Annotated in this window: 23 protein-coding genes and 1 tRNA gene; 10 read left to right on the top strand and 14 right to left on the bottom strand. The window is 72.5% G+C overall.

The window, feature by feature from the left end:
• Positions 1–89: 89 nt before the first annotated feature.
• Both tsaE and KB893_RS16370 read right to left on the bottom strand, forming a co-directional pair.
• Positions 90–557, bottom strand: a complete 468-nt coding sequence (tsaE, locus tag KB893_RS16375; RefSeq protein ID WP_211926825.1) for a tRNA (adenosine(37)-N6)-threonylcarbamoyltransferase complex ATPase subunit type 1 TsaE — start codon at positions 555–557, stop codon at positions 90–92.
• Positions 554–2,020, bottom strand: a complete 1,467-nt coding sequence (locus KB893_RS16370) for an NAD(P)H-hydrate dehydratase (RefSeq protein ID WP_211926826.1) — start codon at positions 2,018–2,020, stop codon at positions 554–556. Before KB893_RS16370 ends, tsaE begins: the two co-directional genes overlap by 4 nt.
• 137 nt (positions 2,021–2,157) lie before the next feature.
• Between KB893_RS16370 and ligB the strand changes: the two genes are divergently transcribed.
• Positions 2,158–3,831 (top strand): NAD-dependent DNA ligase LigB, encoded by a 1,674-nt coding sequence (gene ligB / locus KB893_RS16365; protein ID WP_246505731.1) that lies wholly within the window; start codon positions 2,158–2,160, stop codon positions 3,829–3,831.
• Between the two features lie 10 nt (positions 3,832–3,841).
• Here the strand turns inward: ligB and pgi are convergent, their stop codons facing one another.
• From pgi to pcnB, 6 genes are all read right to left on the bottom strand, one after another.
• Positions 3,842–5,350 (bottom strand): glucose-6-phosphate isomerase, encoded by a 1,509-nt coding sequence (gene pgi, locus KB893_RS16360; protein ID WP_213173899.1) that lies wholly within the window; start codon positions 5,348–5,350, stop codon positions 3,842–3,844.
• Positions 5,350–5,730, bottom strand: a complete 381-nt coding sequence (gene panD / locus KB893_RS16355) for an aspartate 1-decarboxylase (RefSeq protein ID WP_211926828.1) — start codon at positions 5,728–5,730, stop codon at positions 5,350–5,352. Before panD ends, pgi begins: the two co-directional genes overlap by 1 nt.
• Positions 5,731–5,856: 126 nt before the next feature.
• Positions 5,857–6,696: a pantoate--beta-alanine ligase gene (panC, locus tag KB893_RS16350; RefSeq protein WP_211926829.1), complete on the bottom strand. Its 840-nt coding sequence runs from the start codon at positions 6,694–6,696 to the stop codon at positions 5,857–5,859.
• 96 nt (positions 6,697–6,792) lie between these two features.
• Positions 6,793–7,611 (bottom strand): 3-methyl-2-oxobutanoate hydroxymethyltransferase, encoded by an 819-nt coding sequence (gene panB / locus KB893_RS16345; protein WP_211926830.1) that lies wholly within the window; start codon positions 7,609–7,611, stop codon positions 6,793–6,795.
• Between the two features lie 85 nt (positions 7,612–7,696).
• Positions 7,697–8,194, bottom strand: coding sequence for a 2-amino-4-hydroxy-6-hydroxymethyldihydropteridine diphosphokinase (folK, locus tag KB893_RS16340; RefSeq protein WP_213173898.1), 498 nt, complete (start codon positions 8,192–8,194; stop codon positions 7,697–7,699).
• Positions 8,191–9,558, bottom strand: a complete 1,368-nt coding sequence (pcnB, locus tag KB893_RS16335; protein ID WP_213173897.1) for a polynucleotide adenylyltransferase PcnB — start codon at positions 9,556–9,558, stop codon at positions 8,191–8,193. Before pcnB ends, folK begins: the two co-directional genes overlap by 4 nt.
• Before the next feature lie 136 nt (positions 9,559–9,694).
• On the opposite strand from pcnB, the gene KB893_RS16330 reads away from it, so the two are divergent.
• Both KB893_RS16330 and fdxA read left to right on the top strand, forming a co-directional pair.
• A tRNA-Glu gene (locus KB893_RS16330) sits at positions 9,695–9,770 on the top strand.
• A gap of 145 nt (positions 9,771–9,915) precedes the next feature.
• Positions 9,916–10,239 carry a ferredoxin FdxA gene (gene fdxA / locus KB893_RS16325; RefSeq protein ID WP_211928176.1) on the top strand — a complete coding sequence of 108 codons (324 nt, stop codon included), beginning with the start codon at positions 9,916–9,918 and terminating at the stop codon, positions 10,237–10,239.
• 78 nt (positions 10,240–10,317) lie between these two features.
• Here the strand turns inward: fdxA and KB893_RS16320 are convergent, their stop codons facing one another.
• Positions 10,318–10,818, bottom strand: coding sequence for a hypothetical protein (locus KB893_RS16320; protein ID WP_211928177.1), 501 nt, complete (start codon positions 10,816–10,818; stop codon positions 10,318–10,320).
• 41 nt (positions 10,819–10,859) lie between these two features.
• Positions 10,860–11,744 carry a 4-hydroxy-tetrahydrodipicolinate synthase gene (dapA, locus tag KB893_RS16315; RefSeq protein ID WP_211928178.1) on the bottom strand — a complete coding sequence of 295 codons (885 nt, stop codon included), beginning with the start codon at positions 11,742–11,744 and terminating at the stop codon, positions 10,860–10,862.
• A gap of 197 nt (positions 11,745–11,941) precedes the next feature.
• Between dapA and KB893_RS16310 the strand changes: the two genes are divergently transcribed.
• From KB893_RS16310 to KB893_RS16285, 6 genes are all read left to right on the top strand, one after another.
• A complete protein-coding gene (locus KB893_RS16310) occupies positions 11,942–12,523 on the top strand; it encodes a glycine cleavage system transcriptional repressor (RefSeq protein ID WP_246505730.1) in 582 nt (193 codons plus the stop codon).
• Between the two features lie 3 nt (positions 12,524–12,526).
• Positions 12,527–12,991 carry a peroxiredoxin gene (locus KB893_RS16305; protein ID WP_211927854.1) on the top strand — a complete coding sequence of 155 codons (465 nt, stop codon included), beginning with the start codon at positions 12,527–12,529 and terminating at the stop codon, positions 12,989–12,991.
• A gap of 127 nt (positions 12,992–13,118) precedes the next feature.
• Complete coding sequence (locus KB893_RS16300) at positions 13,119–14,528, top strand: PhoH family protein (RefSeq protein WP_213173896.1); 1,410 nt, start codon at positions 13,119–13,121, stop codon at positions 14,526–14,528.
• A 34-nt stretch (positions 14,529–14,562) separates the two neighbouring features.
• Positions 14,563–15,243, top strand: coding sequence for a YoaK family protein (locus KB893_RS16295; protein ID WP_211927852.1), 681 nt, complete (start codon positions 14,563–14,565; stop codon positions 15,241–15,243).
• Complete coding sequence (thiD, locus tag KB893_RS16290) at positions 15,240–16,046, top strand: bifunctional hydroxymethylpyrimidine kinase/phosphomethylpyrimidine kinase (protein WP_213173895.1); 807 nt, start codon at positions 15,240–15,242, stop codon at positions 16,044–16,046. The genes KB893_RS16295 and thiD overlap by 4 nt, the downstream gene beginning before the upstream one ends.
• A gap of 104 nt (positions 16,047–16,150) precedes the next feature.
• Positions 16,151–16,900: a Bax inhibitor-1/YccA family protein gene (locus KB893_RS16285; protein ID WP_211927850.1), complete on the top strand. Its 750-nt coding sequence runs from the start codon at positions 16,151–16,153 to the stop codon at positions 16,898–16,900.
• Positions 16,901–16,981: 81 nt separating this feature from the next.
• Here KB893_RS16285 and KB893_RS16280 read toward each other — a convergent pair whose 3' ends face one another.
• From KB893_RS16280 to grxC, 4 genes are all read right to left on the bottom strand, one after another.
• Positions 16,982–18,031 carry an SDR family oxidoreductase gene (locus KB893_RS16280; protein ID WP_213173894.1) on the bottom strand — a complete coding sequence of 350 codons (1,050 nt, stop codon included), beginning with the start codon at positions 18,029–18,031 and terminating at the stop codon, positions 16,982–16,984.
• Between the two features lie 67 nt (positions 18,032–18,098).
• Positions 18,099–19,115, bottom strand: a complete 1,017-nt coding sequence (locus KB893_RS16275; RefSeq protein WP_213173893.1) for an isocitrate dehydrogenase — start codon at positions 19,113–19,115, stop codon at positions 18,099–18,101.
• 102 nt (positions 19,116–19,217) lie between these two features.
• Positions 19,218–19,619, bottom strand: a complete 402-nt coding sequence (locus KB893_RS16270) for a carboxymuconolactone decarboxylase family protein (protein WP_211927570.1) — start codon at positions 19,617–19,619, stop codon at positions 19,218–19,220.
• On the bottom strand, positions 19,616–19,912 hold the full coding sequence (gene grxC / locus KB893_RS16265; protein WP_211927573.1) for a glutaredoxin 3: 297 nt from the start codon (positions 19,910–19,912) through the stop codon (positions 19,616–19,618). Before grxC ends, KB893_RS16270 begins: the two co-directional genes overlap by 4 nt.
• Positions 19,913–20,014: 102 nt before the next feature.
• Here grxC and KB893_RS16260 point away from each other — a divergent pair, with 102 nt between their 5' ends.
• Complete coding sequence (locus KB893_RS16260; protein ID WP_211927569.1) at positions 20,015–21,700, top strand: M48 family metalloprotease; 1,686 nt, start codon at positions 20,015–20,017, stop codon at positions 21,698–21,700.
• Positions 21,701–21,774 lie beyond the last annotated feature (74 nt).

Below are 21,774 nucleotides of genomic sequence, written 5' to 3'. Positions count from 1 at the left end.
CGCCCCGGGAGGAACGCAACATGCTTTTGCCTTAGGAATCCGTAACCTGCCGATCTTTCCTCGAATTCCGGCGAGATTCGGGCTTTAACTCACGCCCATTTCACGCGCCCGAGCCACCCCGCGCCTCGCGGACCCATCGCAACACACTCGGCCACACGACCCTCGCCCCGCGGGGCGAGCATGATGTCCAGATCCGCCGGCGGCAGCAGGCCGGCACCGCGTTCCGGCCATTCGACCAGCCACAGCGCAGCCTCCGCCACCGCATCGTCCAGGCCCAGGAATTCCAGCTCCTCCGCCGCACCGATGCGATACAGGTCCAGGTGCAGGGCCTCGCGGCCGTCGCCCGGGAGCGGGTAGCGCTCGACCAGCGTATAGGTGGGGCTGCGGATCGTGCCGGTGACACCGAGCGCCCGCAGCAGCGCCCGGGCCAGGCTGGATTTTCCCGCGCCGAGGTCGCCGCGCAGATAGACCACGCCCTGTTCGGGGCGCGCCCGCGCGAGCGCCTGGCCCAACGCATCGGTGGCCGCGGGATCGGCAAGCACGAAGCGGCCGCTCATGGATTGGCCAGCCGGCGCAGGGGGTCGAGCACGTCGCCGGGCAGGAGCCCGCGCTCGCCCGCCGCGGCCGCGAGGTCGGCGGCCGCGGCATGCAGCAACGCTGCGCAGCAGGCGGCGTCGAAGGCCTCCAGCCCCTGCCCGCGCAGGCCGGCGACGATGCCGGTCAGCAGGTCGCCCATGCCGCCGACCGCCATGCCGGGGTTGCCGGCGCCGACGATGCAGGGCTCGCGCCCCGGCGCCGCGATCACGCTGCCGCTGCCCTTCAGGATCACCGCACTCGCATAGCGCGCGGCAAGCTCCGCGGCGGCGGCGAGGCGATCGGCCTGGATCGCCGCGGTGTCGCAGCCGAGCAGGCGCGCCGCCTCGCCCGGGTGCGGCGTCAGCACCGCATCGCGCAGCGCCTGCGGCGCTTCCGCGAGCAGGTTCAGCGCGTCGGCGTCGACCACCAGCGGCAGGCCCGCAGCGAGCGCCCGCGCGTACAGCGCCCTGCCCCAGTCGCCCTTGCCGAGGCCGGGCCCGAGGGCGAGGACGTCGGCGCGTTCGAGCAGCGGCGAGAGATCGCCGCCCTCCCCGACCGCTCGCGCCATCGCTTCCGGCTGCAGCGCGATGAGGGCCGGCACGTGCTCGGCGCGCGTCGCCGCGCTGGCGTAGCCCGCACCGCTGCGCAGGGCCGCGCGCAGGCACAACGCGAGCGCCCCGCCGGTGCCGTGGTCGCCGCCGATGCACAGCACGTGGCCGTTCTGGCCCTTGTGCGCGTCGCGCGGCCGCGGCTGCAGCCAGCGACCGATGTCGGACGGCAGCAGCAGACGGGCGGCGGACGCAGCGCGACCGCGTTCGGCGGAATCCAGCCCGAGACCGTCGAGGTGCAGCGCCCCGCAGAGCGCGGGCCCGCGCCCGGTGCGCAGCCCGCGCTTGGGCAGGATGAACTCGACGGTGAGCTCCGCGCGCACCGCGGCGCCGGGCGTCGCGCCGGTATCGGCGTCGAGCCCGGAAGGCACGTCCAGCGCGAGCACCGGACATCCGGCCGCATTGACCGCCGCGACCAGGTCCGCCGCAACGCCGTCGAGTGCGCGGGCCAGGCCGATGCCGAACAGCGCATCGATCGCCACGTCGGCCTGCGCCAGGCGATCGGCCGCGTCCTGCGCCGGAGACACCGCCCCACCCCACTCCGCGCGGGCGGCGCGCGCGGCCTCGCTCCGCGGCGCCTCCTCGTCCAGAACGACCACGTCGACCTCGCAGCCCTGCGCGCGCGCCAGCGCGGCGAGCAGATAGCCGTCGCCACCGTTGTTGCCGGGGCCGCAGAGCACGCAGAGCCGCCGCGCCGATGGCCAGCGACGGCGCAGCAGGATCCAGGCCGCATGCGCCGCGCGCTGCATGAGCCCGGTGGCGCCGTGACGTGCGCTGGCGGCGCGGTCGAGCTGCTGGACCGCCGCGCGCGGGTAGAGAGGCTGGCCGATCGTCATGTCCCGATTCTAGCGAGGCCTGCGCGCCTGCCGCCCGCCCGAGCGCGGTTTTCCTACCGGGGCGCGCGCTGCGACAGCGACGAGACCGCCGACCGGCGCGCCTAGGCTGCTCCGGCACGGCCGTTCCGGAGCACGCCATGACGACATCCACGCGCTTCTCCCGCCCGTATGCCCGCTTCGCCCGCGCCGGTGCCGTCGCGGCGATGCTCTTCGCCACCGTCGCGGGCCGCGCGGCCGACTGCCCCGAATGGGACGCGGCCACCGCCGGGCGCGAACGCGCTGCACTGGTGGCGCGCCTGGCCGACTGGGACGCCGCCTACCACCGCGACGGCCGTGCGCTGGTGAGCGACGCCGTCTACGACGAGGCCCGCGAGCGCGAGGCGCACTGGCGCGCCTGCTTCGCCCCCGGCGCAGCGGCGCCGGACGCGCTCGCCGAAGCAGGCGGCAGCGATGTCCATCCATTCGCCCAGCGCGGCCTGGAGAAGCGCGACGCGCGCGGCATCGAGGCCTGGCTGCACGAGACGGATGCGCCGGTGTGGATGCAGCCCAAGGTCGACGGCGTCGCGGTCACCCTGGTCTACCGGGATGGACGGCTGCGGCGGGCGATCAGCCGCGGCGACGGCAGCACCGGGCAGGACTGGACCGGACGCGTGCTCGCGCTGTCGCGGGTCCCGCGCGCGCTGCAGGACGCTCCGCCGACCCTCGTCGTGCAGGGCGAGCTCTACTGGCACGCCGATGGCCATGCGCAGGCCCGCGATGGCGGCGCCGGGCTGCGCGCGCGTGCGGCGGGGGCGCTGGCGCGTACCGAACCCGACGCCGCCGCCCGCGCGGGGATCCGGTTCTTCGCCTGGGACTGGCCCGCCGGTCCCCTGGGCGTCGGCGAGCGCATGCGCGCGCTGGAGGCGATGGGCTTCGCCGACGTCGTGCGCCTGACGGTGGCGGTCGCGGACATGGCCGCCGCCCGTGCGCAGCGCCAGCGCTGGCATGTCGGCGCCCTGCCCTTCGCCAGCGACGGCGCGGTCCTGCGCCGCGACCGCGAGCAGCCGGTGCAGGCGGACGACCACGCACCGCCGCGGGATGCGGTGGCCTGGAAGTACCCGCCGGAGAGCGTTCTGGCCACCGTCCGCGCGGTCGACTTCGGCATCGGCCGCACCGGACGCATCACCCCGCGCCTGGAGCTCGAGCCGGTGCGCATCGACGACCGCACCGTGCGCCGCGTCGGCCTCGGCTCCGTCGCCCGCTGGCGGGCGCTCGACGTGCTGCCCGGCGACACGGTCGAAGTGGCCGCCGCGGGCGGCGTGGTCCCGCGGCTGGAGTCGGTGGCGTGGCGCGCCCAGGCGCGCAAACCCGTCGCCGCACCGGACCCGCACCGCTACGGCCTGCTGACCTGCTGGACGCCGGCGCCGGGCTGCCGCCGGCAGTTCCTGGCGCGTGCGGAATGGCTGTCGGACGCGCTGGACCTGCGGGGCGTCGGCACCGGCACATGGCGGCGGATGATCGAGGCCGGCCAGCTCGACACGCTGCTGGCCTGGCTGCAGCCCACGCCCGACGCCCCCGAGCGCCTGCGGGAGGCAGCGGCGACCGCGCGGAGTCGCCCGCTGCAGACCTGGCTCCGCGCCCTGGGTGCGCCGCCCGGCTTCGACAGCGTGGACGGCGACTTCGCCGCGCGCGCGGCGCTGTCGCCGGAGGAGTGGTCGCGCCGGCCCGGCATCGGCGCCGGGCGGGCACGGGACCTGCGGGCCTTCTTCGCCGCGCCCGAGGTCCTCGCCCTGGCCGCGCAGCTGCGCGCGGCCGGGATCGACGGCTTCTGAAAGCGCGGCGTCAGCCGCGCCGGCGGATCTCGACGATCAGGGCGGCGGTGACCGGATCGAGCTGCGCACCCTCGCCCGACTCCAGCGCCGGCAGCAGTTCGCCGGCGATCTTCTTGCCGAGCTCCACGCCCCACTGGTCGAAGGCGTTGATGCCCCACAGCACCGACTGCACGTAGACGCTGTGCTCGTACATCGCGATCAGCGCGCCCAGGCTCTCGGGCGAGAGCGTCTCGAGCAGGATCAGGGTGGACGGCCGGCCGCCGGGATAGACCTTCTGCGGGTCGTCGACGTCGGCGCCGTTGGCGAAGGCCTCGGTCTGGGCGAGCAGGTTCGCCAGCAGCGCGCGGTGGTTGTCGGCGTAGTCGTGCGCCGGCACCGCGGTCCCGATGAAGTCGCAGGGGATCACGTCGGTGCCCTGGTGCAGGGCCTGGAAGAAGCTGTGCTGCGAGTTGGTGCCCGCCCCGCCCCACAGCACCGGCACGGTGGCATGGTCGATGGCGGAGCCGTCGCGCGCGACGCGCTTGCCGAGGCTCTCCATGACCAGCTGCTGCAGGTAGGCCGGCAGCAGCGCGAGGCGTTCGTCGTAGGGCAGCACCGCGTGGGTCGGATAGCCCAGCCCGTTGCGGTTCCAGATCACGTGCAGCGCGTGCTGGACCGGCAGGTTCTCCTCCAGCGGCGCTTCCAGTACGTGCGCGTCCATCGACGCGGCGCCGGCGAGCAGGCGCTCGAAGCCGTCGCTGCCGATCGCCAGCGCGATGGCGAAACCCACCGCCGACCACAGCGAATAGCGCCCGCCGACCCAGTCCCACATCGGCAGCACGCGCTCGGCGGCCACGCCGAAGGCCTCCGCCTTCGGCACGTTGGCGCTGACCGCGTACAGGCGCTCGCCGCCGCCGAGCCAGTCCTTGAGGATGCGGCCGTTGAGCAGCGTCTCCTGCGTGCCGAAGCTCTTGGACACCAGGACGACGGCGGTGCGCGCGGGATCAAGCTCGCGGATCAGCCGCTGCGCGGCGCTGCCGTCGACGTTGCTCAGGAAATGCACGCGGAAGCGGCCGGTGGCGACGTCGCCGAGGGCGTCGACCACCAGCCGCGGCCCGAGATCGGAACCGCCGATGCCGACATTGACGATGTCGGTCACCTCGGAGGCCTCGAGTTCCGCGATCAGCTCCAGCATCCGCGCCCGCGCGGCCACCGCCTGCGCATGGGCGTCGCGCGCGGTGTCGCTGTCGCCGAGGTCGGAGCGCAGCGCCGTGTGCAGCGCCGGGCGCCGCTCCGACGGGTTCACCATCGCGCCGTCGACCAGCGCGCGCAGCGCCCCGGCGACGTCCGCCTCGCGGGCCAGCGCGGTCAGCGCGGCCGCGGCCTCAGCATCGGTCTTCTGTCGCGCGAAGTTCGCGTACAGCGGACCGACCCGCAGCGCGCGCGCGGCGCGCTCGGAGTCGGCGGCGACCAGGTCGGGGATCCGGGCGGCGGCGAGCCGCGCGGCGTGAGGAGCGAGTCCGGCCAGCGCGGCCGACATCAGGCGGCCTGCGCCGGGATGGCGTCGTTGGTGTGCGTCATCCGGTTCTCGCGGTCGACGTACACCAGCCGCGGCTTGAACGCGGCCGCCTCGGCCTCGTCCATGCCCGCGTAGGCGCAGATGATCACCAGGTCGCCGACGCCGGCCTGGTGGGCGGCGGCGCCGTTGACCGAGATGATGCCGCTGCCGGCCTCGGCGCGGATGGCGTAGGTCGCGAAGCGCTTGCCGTTGGCGATGTTGTAGATCTCGATCCGCTCGTACTCGCGGATGCCGCTGAGCTCCAGCAGGTTGGCGTCGATCGCGCACGAGCCTTCGTAGTGCAGCTCGGCGTGGGTGACCGAGGCGCGGTGAATCTTGCCCTTGAGCAGGGTGAGCTGCATGGCGTGCTCCGGAACGTCCTGGGATGGCTGCGGCAGTGCAGCACCCTCTAGTGTAGGAAGTGGCGGGCAATCGCGGCAAATGCCGCGCGGGGCCCGGTCAGCGCCGGTTGGGGACGCCCCGCCGCCTCACAGCGCGAGGTTGTCGATGAGCCGCGTGGAGCCCAGCCGCGCGGCGACGAAGGCGACCACGCCCGCATCGCCTGCCACCGCCGGCGCCAGGTCCTCGGCACGACGCAGCTCGGCATAGTCGACCACGAAGCCAGCCGCCGTCAGCCGCTTGCCCGCCTCCGCCGCGATCGCCGCCGGCGGCACCTGCCGCCTGGCGGCCTCGCGCATGAACTGCAGCGTGCGGTGGATCTCGGGCGCGCGGGCGCGCTCCTCCGGCGAGAGGTACTGGTTGCGCGAACTCATCGCCAGGCCGTCGTCCTCGCGCCGGGTCTCTCCGGCGATCAGGGTCACCGGCAGCGACAGGTCGCGCACCAGGTATTCGATCACCCGGAACTGCTGGAAGTCCTTGCGCCCGAACACGGCGAGATCCGGCTGCACCATGTTGAACAGGCGCAGCACCACGGTGGCGACGCCGTCGAAGTGCCCCGGCCGGTGGGCGCCGTCCATGACGTCGGTCAGCCCCGGCACGTGCACCCCCACGCAGCGCTCCGCGCCGAACGGGTACATCTGCTCGACGCCGGGCAGGAACATCACGTCGCAGCCGGCGTCGGCCAGCCCAGCCGCGTCGGCATCCGGCGTACGCGGATAGCGGCCGAAGTCCTCGTTGGGACCGAACTGGGTCGGATTGACGAAGACGCTGGCCACGACCCGGTCGGCCTGGCGCCTGGCCAGGGTCACCAGCGAGTGGTGCCCGGCATGGAGGTTGCCCATCGTCGGCACGAAGGCCACCCGCTCGCCGGCGCGCTTCCAGCCGCCGACGGCGGCGCGCAGGTCGGATACGGTGCGGACGGTGAACATCGGTGTGCTTCCAGGCCTGCGCCCGGCGCGCATGCGCCGCGGCTGTCGATAGGGGGTGCGGAGCTTAGCCGAAGCGGCAGGCGGGCGGTGGCGGCTTCAGTCGTAGGCGTGCTCGGCCGCCGGGAAGCGCCTCCCGCGCACGGCTTCGGCGTAGGCCGCGAAGGCGCCGCGCACCGAGCCGCCCTCGCCGAGGAAATCCTTCACGAACTTCGGGCGGCGCGCGCCGAGGCCGAGCAGGTCGTGCAGGACCAGGACCTGGCCGTCGCAGTCGGCACCGGCACCGATGCCGATGGTGGCGATCGCCAGCTCGCCGGTGATCGCCGCCGCCAGCGGCGTCGGCACGCATTCGAGCACCAGCGCTTCGGCGCCGGCCTGGGCCACCGCACGCGCGTCGGCGCGCAGGCGCTCGGCGGCCGCGGCCTCGCGCCCCTGCACCTTGTAGCCGCCCAGGCGCAACACCGACTGCGGGGTCAGGCCGAGGTGTGCGCAGACCGGGATCTCGCGCTCGACCAGGAAGCGGATGACCTCGAGCTTCGGCCCGGCGCCCTCGATCTTGACCATCCCCGCGCCGGCCTGCAGCAGTCGCGTCGCCGCATCCAGCGCGCGTGCGGGCGTCGCATCGGCCTGGAACGGCAGGTCCGCCATCAGCAGCGGTGTGCGCAGCCCGCGCGCGACGCAGGCGGTGTGGTAGGCCATGTCGTCGACCGTCACCGGCAGCGTGCTGGCGTGGCCCTGGACCACCATGCCCAGCGAGTCGCCGACCAGGACCACGTCCAGGCCCGCCGCCTCGATCTCGCGCGCGAAGCCGGCGTCGTAGGCGGTCACCGCGACGATCCGCGCCCCGTCGGCCTTCATCCTGCGCAGCTGCGGAACCGTCACCGGCTTGCGGGCGGGAAGCTCGGAATCGGCGTACATGGATGTCTCCGGATCAGGGGCGCGCCTCGCGGCGCGGCGGCTATGGTCGAGGCCCGCGCGCCGCGCACGCAAGGCGGCGGGAGGATCAGTCCGTCGCGGGCGCGATGCCGCGCGCGTCGACGCCGGCCAGCAGCCGCGCCACCCGCCCGTACCCGGGCACGTCCAGGTCCGGCGCGATCTCGGCCAGCGGCACCAGCACGAAGGCGCGCTCGTGCAGACGCGGATGCGGCAGGGTCAGGGCCGGCGTGTCGCAGACGACATCGCCGTGGACGAGCAGGTCCAGGTCCAGGGTGCGCGGCCCCCAGCGCGGCACCTCCCGCGAGCGGTCGCGGCCGTGTGCGCGCTCGATCTCCAGCAGCGCATCGAGCAGGGCCGCCGGCGCGAGCAGGGTCTCGAGCGCGGCGACGGCGTTGAGGAAATCCGGCTGCCCCGGCTCGCCCCACGGCGGCGTCCGGTAGTTGCGCGAGCGCAGGGCGACGCGACAGCCAGGCCGCGCCTCCAGTCGCGCGAGCGCGGCCTCGAAGGTCGCCGCGACGTCGCCGAGATTGCCGCCGAGCCCGATGAAGGCGCGGACGGGGGTCACTCGCCGCGCCGCGCCTCGCCCCGCGGCGCGCGCCGGCGCCGGCGCCGACGCGGCGGCGGCAGCTCGTCGACGCCGAGCTCGAGGGCGTCGCCGTCCACGTCCGGGCCCGGCTCGATGCCGGTCTCGCCCTGCACCTCGCGCCAGAAGCGCACGTCCTCGGCCAGTTCCGGCGCCGCCACCACGCGCATCTCGAGGAAATCGAAGGCGGCGCGGAAGCGCGGATGCGACAGCAGCCGATGCACGCGCTTGCGCTGGCGCATCGCCAGGCGCGGCTGCATCAGCCAGATCTCCTGCATCGGAATCGAGAACCGGCGCGGCAGCGCGATGCGCTGCGCCTGGTGCAGGGTGACGCGGTCGGCGGCGCGCTGCTGCGCGGCGAGCGCGTCGAGCCCGCTCTTCTGCAGGAGCGCAGCCTCGCGGCAGAACGCCGGCCACAGCAGCGCCGCGAACAGGAACGCCGGCGTCACCGAAAGCCCCTCCGCGACGCGGCGATCGGTCGAGGCCAGCGCCTCGAGCACCAGGGCGCGCAGGCCGCCGCCGCGGCTCGCGGCCAGCGCCCGCGCCGTTTCCGGGAACAGCGCGCCGAGCAGGCCATGGCGCTCGAGGCCGACGAAGCTGGCACGCGCGTGCCCCGCCAGGAACAGCTTGAGCGTCTCGTCGAACAGGCGTGCCGGCGGCGCCTGCGCGAGCAGCGGCGCCAGCGCCGGCATCGGCTCGGCGGCGCTGGGATCGATGCCGAAGTCGAGCTTGGCCGCCAGGCGCACCGCGCGCAGCATGCGCACCGGATCCTCGCGGTAGCGCGTCTCCGGATCGCCGATCAGCTTCATGACGCGGTTCTCGACGTCCTCGAAGCCGCCGACGTAGTCACGCACCGAGAAGTCCTCGATCGCGTAGTACAGGGCGTTGGCGGTGAAGTCGCGACGCAGCGCGTCGTCCTCGATGCTGCCGTAGACGTTGTCGCGCACCAGGCGTTCGCCTTCCATCGCGCGATCGCCACTGCCGTCGTCGCTGTTGGCGCGGAAGGTGGCGACCTCGATGATCTCGCGGCCGAACACCACGTGCGCCAGGCGGAAGCGCCGGCCGATCAGGCGGCAGTTGCGGAACAGCTGCTTGATCTCCTCCGGCGTGGCGTCGGTGGCGACGTCGAAGTCCTTCGGCTGCAGGCCGATCAGCAGGTCGCGGACGGCACCACCGACGAGGTAGGCGCCGAAGCCCGCCTCGCGCAGCCGATAGAGCACGCGCAGCGCGTTGGGACTGATCTGCTTGCGCGAGACGCCATGGTCCTCGCGGGGGATCACGCGCACGGGCAGGCCCGGCGTGGACGGAGGAGAGAACGGAAGATCAGGCGATTGGGAATCGATCATTCGACAGGCTGGAAGGAGGAAACCGGGACGGTGCGACGCGAGGCCTGCAGCCGTCCGCTGCGAAGAGCGATGAAACCGTTGCCACCGACTCCGAGGGTGTCTATACTAGCGGCTTCGCTGAACGCGAACCAACCCTGCTCCCTTCGTCTAGCGGTCTAGGACATCGCCCTCTCAAGGCGGGAACACGAGTTCGAACCTCGTAGGGAGCGCCACATCACGCGGCGGATCGACATCGGTCCTCCGCCCTCGAAAAGGCCCGGCATGTCCGGGCCTTTTCGTTGCCCGATGCACCGCCGGATCCGGGCCGGCATGCGGGAGCGCGCGCTACAATCCGCAGGTTCCGTCGCGAGAGTCGTCATGCCGTTCGTCGTCACCGAAAACTGCATCAAGTGCAAGTACACCGACTGCGTCGAGGTCTGCCCGGTGGACTGCTTCCACGAAGGCCCGAACTTCCTGGTGATCGATCCCGACGAATGCATCGACTGCACCCTGTGCGAGCCGGAGTGCCCCGCCAACGCGATCTTCCCCGAGGACGACGTGCCCGCCGGCCAGGAGGCCTTCGTCGCGCTCAACGCGGAACTTTCCGCGGCCTGGCCGGTGATCACCACGCGCAAGGATCCGTTGCCGGACGCCGAGGAGTGGGACGGCAAGCCGGGCAAGCTCGATCATCTCGAACGCTGAGCATCGCGACGACGCGCACGAAAAAGGCGGCCCTGAGGCCGCCTTTTCCTTTTCGTGGCGTCGCGAGAGGCGGGAACGTCAGATCCGCTCGTCGAGCTCGCCCAGCAGCGTGGCCGCCGGGCCGGAACCCAGCGCGCGGCCGTCGGCGCCGAGCGCGCTCACCAGCACGCCGCCGGCCTGCGACTGCGTACGGATCAGGAAGGTCTGCTCCTGGTAGCGCACCTCGTAGGTGCCCAGCAGCTGCGCGCGGTTGAGCACTTCCACGCCCGCCATGCCGTCGAGCTCGCTGCCGATCCGCTCCCACACCTCGGCGACGTCGCCGGTCGCGGTGAACGAGGCGCCCGCCGCGGCGCTGCGCTGCGTGCCCGAGGCGGTGGCGCTGGTGCCCACCGACGGGATCTGCATGGCGGGGTCCGCGGACGGGCGGTCGAGCTCGGGCGGCAGCTCCAGCGGCGCGTTCGCCTTGGCGCGCTTGTAGGCGGCATCGTTCTCGCGGAACCAGCTGCATCCGGACGTCGCAACGATGGCCGCTGCCAGGACTGCGAAGGCCAGGCGCGTACGCATCTGGGAATGGGACATGCTCGAATCTCCGGAATGGGAACGGTGGATCGGGTGCGGGCTCATTCCGATTCGAGCGCGCGCACGCGATGGGCGATGTCGTCCGCGTCGTCCGCGTGCGCCACCGCCAGTTCGGTGAGGGGAAGCCGCAGGCCATGGCCGACGCCGGCGCGCGCGAGCAGCGCCTTGACCGGGATCGGGTTCGGCTCGACGGAGAGGAAACGGTACAGCGGCTGCAGGCGCGCATCCAGAGCAGCGGCTGAATCCGCGTCGCCCGCACGCGCCAGGTCGCACAGGCGCCGGAAGCTGCGCGGGACCACGTTCGAGGCCACCGAGATCACCCCGTCGGCTCCGGCGAGCATCGCGCGGGTGGCGGTGGGATCGTCGCCGCTGAGCACGCTGAAGCCATCGCCACGCAGCGCCAGCAGCGCCTGCATGCGCTCCGGCTCCGCGCGCGCCTCCTTGATCGCGACGATGTTGGCGTGCGCGGCCAGCCGCGCGACGGTGTCGGGCAGCAGGTCCACGCCAGTGCGCGGCGGGACGTTGTAGAGCACGACCGGCAGCCCGCCTTCCTCGGCGACCTTCTCGAAATGCGCACGGAGACCGGCCTGGGTCGGCCGCACGTACGGCGGCGTCACCACCAGCGCGGCGTCGACCCCCGCCTGCGCCACGCGGCGCGTCAGTGCGACCGTCCTGGCGGTGCCGGACAGGCCGGTACCGGCCAGCACCGGAACGCGGCCACGGCACTGCGCCACGGCGCACTCGAGCAAGGTGGAGTATTCGGCGTCGTCGAGCGTCGCGGCCTCGCCGGTGGAGCCGGCGACGACCACGGCCTGGGTCCCTGCTTCGAGCTGCTCTGCGATCAGGCGCTTCCAGGCGTCGAGGTCGAGTGCGCCGGCGGCGTCGAAGGGCGTCGCCAGGGCGGTGATGCTGCCAGTGAGTCGCAAGATCTGATGTCCAGGTGCGGATGGTTGACCGGCGCCGCGCCGCCACGGGCGCCGCGCGGGCGGGGCCGTCGCCGGCCGCGAAGCGGCGGGATGTTACTTGCGGCCGGAAACGCGCGGCAAGTATGCTGCCAGCCAGCCTTCGCGCTGCCGCATCCATGCTGCGCCGCAGCCGCGGCGGCGGCGCGCGATTCGTCAGCATGCCGTACCCGGACCCCGCCTTGAGCGACCAGACGCCCCGCCCCGCTCCGCAAGAAAACCATCTCCTGATCAGCGCCTACGCGACGCACCCGCATTCGCCGCTTCTCGCCGTCACCCGCCGCATCGCCGACAGCGGCTGCAACATGGCCGACGCGCGTCTGTCGACCGTCGGCCGCGACGTCTCGGTGACCGCGCTGGCGGTCGGCGCCTGGGATGCGGTGGCGAAGCTCGAGGCCATGCTCGCCCGCCTCGAACGCGAGGAAGACCTCAAGCTGTCGTGGTACCGCACCGGACCGAAGGCGCTGCAGTCCAACCTGCTGCCCTACATCGTCGAGGTGGTGGCGGCCGACAAGCCGGGCATCCTGTTCCAGCTCGCCGACTTCTTCGACCGCCAGGGCATCACCATCGAGAACCTGCAGTCCTCGCGCTACCGCGCGATGCAGACCGGCGCGGACATGTTCTCCGCGCAGGTGACCATCGGCATTCCGTCGAACATGCACATCGCCGCGCTGCGCGACGACTTCCTCGAGTTCTGCGACCACCTGAACCTCGACGCCATCATGGACCCGATGAAGTTCTGAACGATGGACATCGGCGATACCGTCCCCGCAGACCTCGCGACCACGCTCGGCAACGGCAGCGACGCGCGCCTGGGCGACTGGCGCGGGCGCTGGCTGGTGCTCTACTTCTATCCGAAGGATTCGACGCCCGGCTGCACCACCGAGGGCGGCGACTTCAACGCGCGCCTCGACGCCTTTCACGAGCGCAATGCCGCCATCCTCGGCGTGTCGCGCGACTCGGTCGCCTCGCATGCGCGCTTCGCCGAGAAGCAGGGCTACCGCTTCGACCTCGCCTCCGATCCCGACGAGACCCTGTGCCGCGCGTTCGACGTGATCCGCGAGAAGAACATGTACGGCCGCAAGGTGCTCGGCATCGAACGCAGCACCTTCCTGATCGGCCCCGACGGCCGCATCGTGCAGGCCTGGCGCAAGGTCAAGGTCGCCGGGCACGCCGACGCGGTGCTCGCCGCCCTCGACGGGGCACGGTGACCGCAGCGGCCCGCCGCCCCGTATCCGCGGCGTCGCGCGCCGCGTCCGTTGCCACTGGTTTCCGTCTCCGTGGTGCCGCCCGCGGCGCCGCGGCCCTGCCGTACTGCCCGCAGTCGCGAGGACGCCGATGACCCGCAGCAAGCGCACCTACGTGCTCGACACCAACGTGCTGATGCACGACCCGACCGCGCTGTTCCGCTTCGAGGAACACGACGTGTTCCTGCCGATGACGGTGCTCGAGGAGCTCGACAACGCCAAGAAGGGCACCTCGGAGGTGTCGCGCAACGCGCGCCAGGTCAGCCGCTTCATCAACGGCCTGCTCGAGGGCCACGAGGCGGCCCGGATCGGCGACGGCGTGGCGCTGTCGCGGCCTGACGGGATCCAGCTGCGCACGCCGGAATCCGCCGGCCGCCTGCGCTTCCAGACCCAGGTCGTCGACCCGGAGCGCAGCTTCGGCGACACCGTTCCCGACAACCGCATCATCGCCTCGGTGCTGGCGCTCATCGAGGACCGTCCCGGCGAGGATGTCGTGCTGGTGTCCAAGGACATCAACATGCGGATCAAGGCCGCGATCGCCGGCCTCGTCGCCGAGGACTACGAAAACGACCGCGCGCTCGACGACTTCAGCCTGCTGTTCACCGGCGCCGAGGCGCTGCCGGAGGACTTCTGGCAGCGCCACGGCGACACGCTGAAGTCCTGGACCGAGAAGGGCCGGACCTTCTACGAGGTGACCCGCCCGGAGGTCGACGACAACGACACGGCCTGGTATCCACAGCAGTTCCTCTACCTGCCCGGCGACGACGCCACCGAACTGCGCGTTGCGCGGGTCGAGGGCCGGCGCACGGTGCTGCAGGTGGTCGACGACTTCCGCCACAACCAGCACGCGGTGTGGGGCGTGATCGCGCGCAACCGCGAGCAGAACTTCGCGCTGAACGCGCTGATGGATCCCGAGATCGACTTCGTCACCCTGCTCGGCACCGCCGGCACCGGCAAGACCCTGCTGGCGCTGGCGGCGGGCCTGGCGCAGACGCTCGACGCGCAGCGCTACCGCGAGATCATCATGACCCGCGCCACGGTCAGCGTCGGCGAGGAGATCGGTTTCCTGCCCGGCACCGAGGAGGAGAAGATGACGCCCTGGATGGGCGCGCTGACCGACAACCTCGAGGTGCTGACCCAGACCCAGGAAGGCGGCAGCTGGGGACGCCAGGCCACCAACGACCTGCTCGCCAGCCGCATCAAGATCCGCGCGATGAACTTCATGCGCGGGCGCACCTTCCTCAACCGCTACCTGATCATCGACGAGGCGCAGAACCTGACCTCGAAGCAGATGAAGACCCTGGTCACGCGCGCCGGCCCCGGCACCAAGATCGTGTGCCTGGGCAACCTCGAGCAGATCGACACGCCCTACCTCACCGAGACCACCTCGGGCCTCACCTACGTCGTCGACCGCTTCAAGAACTGGCCGCACAGCGCGCACGTCACCCTGCGCCGTGGCGAGCGCTCGCGCCTGGCCGACTTCGCCTCGGAAATGCTCTAGTGGCCAGCGGCACACGGGCCGGGACGACGGGGCGGTGATCTCGCGGCTGCCGGCCTGGGTATGGACCGGTGCGGGCACGCTGGCCTTCGTCGCGGGAATGGTCAACGTGGTCGGCTACATCGGCTTCGAGCACCAGGCGCTCTCGCACCTGTCCGGAACCACCAGCCAGCTCGGCACCGCGCTCGCCCGAGGCGCGCTGGGGCCGGCCGCGCAACTCATGGCGGTGATGTCGGCCTTCGTCGCCGGCGCCTTCGCCTCCGGACTGCTGATCCGCGGCCGCGCGCTCGAACTCGGGCGTCCGTACGGAGCCGCGCTCGCACTGGAAGCGGTCCTCCTGACCTCGGCGGTGCCGCTGTTCGAGCGCGGCAACCTCGCCGGCGCCCTGCTCGCAGCGGCCGCCTGCGGGCTGCAGAACGGCCTGACCACCACCTACAGCGGCGCGCTGCTGAGAACGACCCACCTGACCGGGATGTTCACCGACCTCGGCGTGCACCTCGGCAACCGCCTGCGCGGCATTCCGGCCGACGCCCGCCGCGCGGCGCTGTGCGTGCTGGTGATCGCAGGATTCCTCGGCGGCGGGATCGCGGGAGCCCTGCTGTTTCCCCACCTCGGCTACCGCACGCTGCTGCTGCCCGCGCTGCTCGTGGGCGCGACCGGGATCGCCTACGTCGCCTACGATCTGCAGCGCCGCGGCCAGACCTCGCTCCCGCCATGACCGATTCCCGACCGCTCTCCATCCTCACCATCGCCGGCTCCGACTCCGGCGGCGGCGCCGGCATCCAGGCCGACCTCAGGACCTTCGCCGCGCACGGCGTGCATGGGCTGTCCGCGCTCGCCGCACTCACCGCGCAGCACACGCGCGGCGTCACCGCCGTGCACGTGCCCCCGGTGGCGTTCCTGCGGGCGCAGATCGACGCCTGCTTCGAGGACTTCCGCATCGGCGCGGTGAAGCTCGGCATGCTGGCGACGGCGGAGGTGATCCATGCCGTCGCCGATGCACTGGAACGCCATGCGCCGACGCACGTGGTGGTGGATCCGGTGATGGTCGCGACCTCGGGCGCGCGCCTGCTGGAGCAGGATGCGCTGGACGCACTGCGCGAGCGACTCGCGCCGCTGGCGACCATCCTCACCCCGAACATCCCCGAGGCCGAACTGCTGCTCGGCCACCCGATCGCCGACGAGGCGGACGCCGAGGCGGCGACCGTGGAACTGCTCGGCCTCGGCTGCCGCGCGGTCCTGCTCAAGGGCGGCCACCTGCCGGGCGACGGCCCCGTCGTCGACCGCTTCGACGACGGCGAGGGGCTGACGGAGTTCGAGCATCCGCGGCTGCCGCGCGAAGGCCACGGCACCGGCTGCACCCTGGCCTCGGCGATCGCGGCCAGGCTGGCGCTCGGTGCGGCGCCGGCCGAGGCCTGCGCCGAAGCCGGGGACTACATCCACGGCGCCCTCGCCGCCGCCACCCGCCCCGGCTTCGGCGCAGCCGCCGTCCTCGACCACTTCTGGCGGCTGCGCGGCTGAACCGCGCGCGCCGCGCGACGCGCGGCTCACCGCAACTCCGGTATTCTCGGGCCCATTCGGCCGCGCGGACGCGGCCGGCGTACATCGACCAGGAGACCAGCAGCATGCGCAGCGGCAACCCGGCCCTCAACGACAAGACCTTCCTCGACATCGGCTCCGGCGCCGTGGTCGACCGCGGCGGCGCGATGACCGTCAACGGCACGGTGAACCGGACCGCGCTGCTGCTGATCATCAGCCTGGTCACCGCGATGTTCACCTGGAGCCGCTTCTTCGCCGCGGACGGCGACCCCTCGGCGGTGATGCCCTTCGTCGTCGGCGGCGCGATCGGCGGCTTCGTCGTCGCCCTGGTGACGATCTTCAAGAAGAACATCGCCGCCTATACCGCGCCGCTGTATGCGGCACTGGAAGGCCTCTTCATCGGCGGCCTCTCGGCCATGTTCGAGGCGCAGTTCCCGGGCATCGTGCTGCAGGCCGTGGGGCTGACCTTCGGCGTGCTCGCCGCGATGCTGATCGCCTACCGCACCGGCGTGATCCGCGCGACCGAGAAGTTCCGCATGGGCGTGGTCGCCGCCACCGGCGGCATCGCCCTGCTGTACCTGGTGAACATCGTGATGCACTTCTTCGGCAGCGGCATTCCCTTCATCCACGAGGGCGGCGCGATCGGCATCGGGTTCAGCCTGGTCGTGGTGGTGATCGCGGCGCTGAACCTGGTGCTGGACTTCGACACCATCGAACGCGGCGTCGAGGCCGGCGCGCCCAAGTACATGGAGTGGTACGGCGCCTTCAGCCTGCTGGTGACCCTGGTCTGGCTCTACCTCGAACTGCTGCGCCTGCTGGCCAAGAGCCGCGAGTAGGGGGGGCTCCACGGGGCGCTCCGGCGGCGACGACGGGCCCTGCGGGGCCCGTTTTCGTTGTGCGGAGCGGGAACCGGACGCTCAGCGCCGCGTCGCCATCGCCCGGTAGCCGAGCCACGCCAGCCCGGCGACCGCAGCGAGCCCTGCGCCGATGCCGGCCGTCCGGACCGCCGCCGGCACCGGCGTCCGGTAGCCGCCGTCGACGCGACGGCGCCCACCCACGCTCTCGAACAGGTTGCCCGGCGACGGCGGCGCCTCCGGCATCCGCGCGAGCGCCCGGCGCGTCAGCGCCGCCGAGAGGACCTCGAAGCGCGGGACCAGCGCATAGGCCGCCCGCGCAAGAGGGGCGACGCCGCCGACCACGGTGGTGGCGCGGGGCCGCCGGGTCAGCCGCACGATCGCCTGCGCCACGCGTCGCGGGTCGTAGGCCGGCGACGGTGGCCGCACCTCGTGGCCACTGTAGTTGCCGCCGTAGCCGAACGCCGGGGTGTCGACGAAGGCCGGATAGACGTCGCAGACGTGGATGTCGCGGTCGCGCCCGAGTTCGCCCCGGAGCGCGGCGCTGAGCCCGCGCAGGCCGAACTTGGCCGCGCTGTAGGACGCCGCCAGCGGCTGCGGCACCCAGCTACCCAGCGACAGGACGTTGACCAGCAGGCCCTGTCCCTGCGCGCGGAACACCGGCAGCACCGCATGCGCGCCGCGCGCGTAGGCGACCAGATCGGTCTCGATCACGCGCCGGTGCGCCTCGAACGGCACGGTGTCGAACTCGCCCACGACACCGACGCCGGCGTTGTTGACCCATGCGTCGATCCCGTCGCCGAACTCGCATGCGGCCTCCACCAGCGCCAGGACATCGGCATCGGAAGTGACGTCGCAGCGGACGGCGATCGCGCGGGCGCCGCAGGACTCGCATTCGGCCACCAGCCGCTCCAGCGCGGCGACGTCGCGCGAGGCCAGTACCAGCTGCGCGTTGTCCTCGGCGAAGCGCAGCGCCGTGGCGCGGCCGATGCCGCTGGCCGCGCCGGTGACGACCACCACCGGTCCCCGTTCCGCCTCCGCCTCGAACATCGCCGCGTCCTCGTCGTTCCAGGGCGCACGATCCTCCGCGCCGCCCGCGCAAGGGCGCGTCAAGCGCGGATCCCGGAACGACGAACGGGGCCTCGCGGCCCCGTTCGTCGAGACGCCATCGCAGCTCGCGTCAGCCGGCGACGCGCTTCGCGATCGCCTCCGCGAAGCTCATCGTGGTGCCGCTGCCGCCGAGGTCCGGGGTCAGCGCCGGGTCCTTGGCCTCGAGCGTGGCGACGATGGCCTCGCGCAGGCGGGTGGCGGCGTCGGCCTTGCCAATGTGGTCGAGCATCTGCGCGGCGGCCAGCAACAGCGCGCAGGGATTGGCGATGCCCTTGCCGGCGATGTCCGGCGCCGAGCCGTGCACGGCCTCGAAGATCGCCGCGTCCTTGCCGATGTTGGCGCCCGGCGCGAGCCCCAGGCCGCCGACCAGGCCGGCGCAGAGGTCGGAGATGATGTCGCCGAACAGGTTAGTGGTCACGATGATGTCGAACTGCTCCGGACGCATCACCAGCTGCATGCAGGTGTTGTCCACGATCATCTCGTTGCACTGGATGTCGGTGTACTCCTGCGCGACCTCGCGCGCGACCTTCAGGAACAGGCCGGAGGTCGACTTCAGGATGTTGGCCTTGTGCACCACCGTGACCTTCTTGCGGCCGGTCTGGCGCGCCAGCTCGAAGGCGTAGCGCACGATGCGCTCCGAGCCCTTGCGGGTGATCTTCTGGGTCAGGGTCGCGATCTGGCCGTCCTCGGACACCATCTGGCCTTCGCCGATGTAGGCGCCTTCGGTGTTCTCGCGCACGGTGATCAGGTCGACGCCCTCGCCGAAGCGCGACTTGGTGTTCGGGAAGCTCTTGGCCGGGCGCACGTTGGCGTAGAGGTCGAAGTGCCGGCGCAGCGCCACGTTGATCGACGAGAAGCCTTCGCCGACCGGCGTGGTGAGCGGGCTCTTCAGCGCGACCTTGTACCTGGCGATCGTCTCCAGCGACGCCTTCGGCAGCAGGTCGCCGTGCTTCTCCAGCGCGACCATGCCGGCGTCGACGTCCTCGTAGCTCAGGCCCAGCTGCATCGCGTCGAGCACGTGCAGGGTGGCGTCCATGATTTCCGGGCCGATACCGTCGCCGCGGATGACTGCGATCGTCTGGGTCATAACTACTCTTGGGTCGAAGCGGAGGGAATGCGCGAGGCGCAGAGCACCCACCATTATGCCGGAAGCGCGCCGCGGCTGCCGCCGCGCGCCCGGTCCTCGGCCTCAGCCGTGCGCGTGCGCCGCCGGCGCCTCGGCGCCGGACTCGAGCCGGTCGAGGAAGTCGACCGCGCGGCGCAGGTGCGGGATTACGATGCTGCCGCCGACCACCAGCCCCACCGAGAAGGTCTCGAAGAACTCGTCGCGGCTGACGCCGGCGTCCTTGCACTGGGCGATGTGGTAGCTGATGCAGTCGTCGCAGCGCAGCACCATCGACGCGACCAGCCCGAGCAGTTCCTTGGTCTTGACGTCGAGCGCGCCGGCCCGGTAGGTCTGGGTGTCGAGCGCGAAGAAGCGGCGCACGACCTGGTTGTCCTCGGCGAGGATGCGCTCGTTCATGCGCTGCCGGAACGCGGTGAACTCGGCGACGCGGTCGGCCTCGGTGCCGGCGCCGGGGTCCGCGCTCACGCCGCGCCCTCGAGGAGCGGCGCCAGGCCGCCGCGGCGGTCGAGCGCGACCAGGTCGTCGTAGCCGCCGACGTGGGTGTCGCCGATGAAGATCTGCGGCACGCTGGTGCGCCTGGCGCGGGCGAGCATCTCCTCGCGGCGGGCCGGATCGGTGTCGATCCGCACCTCGGACCAGGTGACGTTCTTGTTCTTCAGGAAGTTCTTGGCGGCCACGCAGTACGGGCAGATGGCGGTGGTGTAGATGGTGACTTCGCTCACGGAAACTCTCCGGCTCACTGGCGGTCGGACGCAGATGATGCCTGAGCTCGGCGTTTTCCACGCGTGCAGGTGCAACGCTTTGGTTTACAGCGAATTCACGAGTCCCGCCCACGACTGCGGCATGCTCTGCGCGGTCTCATGAGACGCTCCCCAGTGCCGCGATCCTTCCTCCCGTCCGCGCTCGCGACCACCCTCGCCGGCATCCTGCTGCTGCCCGGAACGGCCTCGCATGCGCAGGACGCGCGCCTGCCCGACATGGGGTCGTCCGCCGCCGAGCAGCTGACGCCCGCCCAGGAAGCGCAGTACGGCGCGATGACCCTGCGCGAGATCCGCCGCATGGATCTCCTGCTCGAGGACCCGCTGCTGGATTCGTGGCTGCAGACGCTCGGCTACCGGCTCGTCTCGGGCGGCGAGCGGACCACGCAGGACTTCACCTTCTTCATCCTGCGCGAGCGCCAGGTCAACGCCTTCGCGACCCTCGGCGGCGTGGTCGGCGTCAACTCCGGCCTGATCCTGACCGCCGAGCGCGAGGACGAGGTCGCCGGCGTACTCGCCCACGAAATCTCGCACGTGACCCAGAAGCACGTGCTGCGCGCGGTGGAGCGCGCCAGCAAGGACCAGATCCCGATCCTGCTCGGCATGCTCGCCGCGGTGGTGGCCGCGCAGCAGAGCGACAGCAGCAGCAGCGGCGACGCGACCCAGGCGGTGCTCGCCGGCGGGCTGGGACTGATGCAGCAGCGCCAGATCGACTACACCCGCAGCAACGAGTCCGAGGCCGATCGCATCGGCATCCAGCGCCTCGCCGCGGCGGGCTACGACCCGAGCGCGATGGCCAGCTTCTTCATGCAGATGGCGCGACTGGAGCGCAACAACACCGGCGGCCGCTCGGCGCCGGAGTACCTGCGCACCCATCCGGTGACCACCACCCGCGTCAGCGAGGCGCGGCAGCGCGCCGAGCGGCTCGCCGAAGACACCGACTGCGTCACCACCTGGAGTCCCGACAGCCAGGGCCATGGCGGCACCCTGCGCGGCCAGTGCCGGCCGCGCCACACCGCCGCCGCGGGCCGCATCGACAACCCGCTGCTGCCGCGCAGCCTGGCGGCGGTGTCGCCGGCGGCGGCTGGCGAGGTCGGCGCACGCTTCGCCTGGGCCAAGGAACGCATGCGGGTGCTGACCGCTTCCTCGCCCAACGCCGCCGAGGCGGAATACCGGCAGATGGGCGATACCGCGCGGCTCGACCCACCGCAGCGCTACGGGCTCGCGCTGGCCTACATGCGCATGGGCCGGGCCGACGACGCGCTGACCATCCTCGGCCCGCTCGCGGCCGCGGAACCCGACGACCTCTGGATCACCCTCGCACAGGCCGAGGCCGAGCATGCGGCCGGGCACGTCGGCACCTCGCGCCAGCGCTTCGAGCAGCTCCTGCGGCGGTTTCCGAACAACCGCGCCGTCGCCCTCGCCTACGCGCGGGTGCTCGGCGAGATCGGCACCCGCGAGGCGGGCGACCGCGCCCAGGCCCTGCTGCGTCCGATGCTCAAGGGCGGTACCGACGATCCGGAGCTGCAGGTCCGCTTCGCGCGTGCCGCCGAACTCGCCGGCGACACCAACCGCGCCGCGGAGGCGCATGCCGAGGCCGCCTTCCTGAACGGCCGCGCCGAGGACGCGCTGAACCAGCTGCAGGCGCTGAAGAACGACGTCGAGCTCGACTACTACCAGCGCGCCCGCATCGACGCCCGCATCGCGGCGATGACACCGATCGTGCTGGAGATGCGGCGCCAGGGCCTGCGTCCCGAGGACCAGGGCCGGAGTGTTGCCGGCGGGTGACAGCGCGTGGCCGCCCTGGCGGGCGCCCCGCCCGACGACGCCCGACCCCTGCACCCGGTCACAAGCGCGTCACA

Origin of the sequence: Coralloluteibacterium stylophorae, assembly GCF_018122625.2 — a bacterium.
Lineage (GTDB): Bacteria > Pseudomonadota > Gammaproteobacteria > Xanthomonadales > Xanthomonadaceae > Coralloluteibacterium > Coralloluteibacterium stylophorae.
The sequence above is the reverse complement of the archived record's forward strand: the minus strand, read 5'-3'. Positions and strand labels throughout refer to the sequence as shown.

What these genes read in the sequence shown, in the direction of transcription:
- tsaE (WP_211926825.1), bottom strand. Translation starts at nt 557, where the DNA reads ATGAGCGGCCGCTTCGTGCTTGCCGATCCCGCGGCCACCGATGCGTTG.
- KB893_RS16370 (WP_211926826.1), bottom strand. Translation starts at nt 2,020, where the DNA reads ATGACGATCGGCCAGCCTCTCTACCCGCGCGCGGCGGTCCAGCAGCTC.
- ligB (WP_246505731.1), top strand. Translation starts at nt 2,158, where the DNA reads ATGACGACATCCACGCGCTTCTCCCGCCCGTATGCCCGCTTCGCCCGC.
- pgi (WP_213173899.1), bottom strand. Translation starts at nt 5,350, where the DNA reads ATGTCGGCCGCGCTGGCCGGACTCGCTCCTCACGCCGCGCGGCTCGCC.
- panD (WP_211926828.1), bottom strand. Translation starts at nt 5,730, where the DNA reads ATGCAGCTCACCCTGCTCAAGGGCAAGATTCACCGCGCCTCGGTCACC.
- panC (WP_211926829.1), bottom strand. Translation starts at nt 6,696, where the DNA reads ATGTTCACCGTCCGCACCGTATCCGACCTGCGCGCCGCCGTCGGCGGC.
- panB (WP_211926830.1), bottom strand. Translation starts at nt 7,611, where the DNA reads ATGTACGCCGATTCCGAGCTTCCCGCCCGCAAGCCGGTGACGGTTCCG.
- pcnB (WP_213173897.1), bottom strand. Translation starts at nt 9,558, where the DNA reads ATGATCGATTCCCAATCGCCTGATCTTCCGTTCTCTCCTCCGTCCACG.
- fdxA (WP_211928176.1), top strand. Translation starts at nt 9,916, where the DNA reads ATGCCGTTCGTCGTCACCGAAAACTGCATCAAGTGCAAGTACACCGAC.
- KB893_RS16320 (WP_211928177.1), bottom strand. Translation starts at nt 10,818, where the DNA reads ATGTCCCATTCCCAGATGCGTACGCGCCTGGCCTTCGCAGTCCTGGCA.
- KB893_RS16310 (WP_246505730.1), top strand. Translation starts at nt 11,942, where the DNA reads ATGCCGTACCCGGACCCCGCCTTGAGCGACCAGACGCCCCGCCCCGCT.
- KB893_RS16305 (WP_211927854.1), top strand. Translation starts at nt 12,527, where the DNA reads ATGGACATCGGCGATACCGTCCCCGCAGACCTCGCGACCACGCTCGGC.
- KB893_RS16300 (WP_213173896.1), top strand. Translation starts at nt 13,119, where the DNA reads ATGACCCGCAGCAAGCGCACCTACGTGCTCGACACCAACGTGCTGATG.
- thiD (WP_213173895.1), top strand. Translation starts at nt 15,240, where the DNA reads ATGACCGATTCCCGACCGCTCTCCATCCTCACCATCGCCGGCTCCGAC.
- KB893_RS16285 (WP_211927850.1), top strand. Translation starts at nt 16,151, where the DNA reads ATGCGCAGCGGCAACCCGGCCCTCAACGACAAGACCTTCCTCGACATC.
- KB893_RS16275 (WP_213173893.1), bottom strand. Translation starts at nt 19,115, where the DNA reads ATGACCCAGACGATCGCAGTCATCCGCGGCGACGGTATCGGCCCGGAA.
- KB893_RS16260 (WP_211927569.1), top strand. Translation starts at nt 20,015, where the DNA reads ATGAGACGCTCCCCAGTGCCGCGATCCTTCCTCCCGTCCGCGCTCGCG.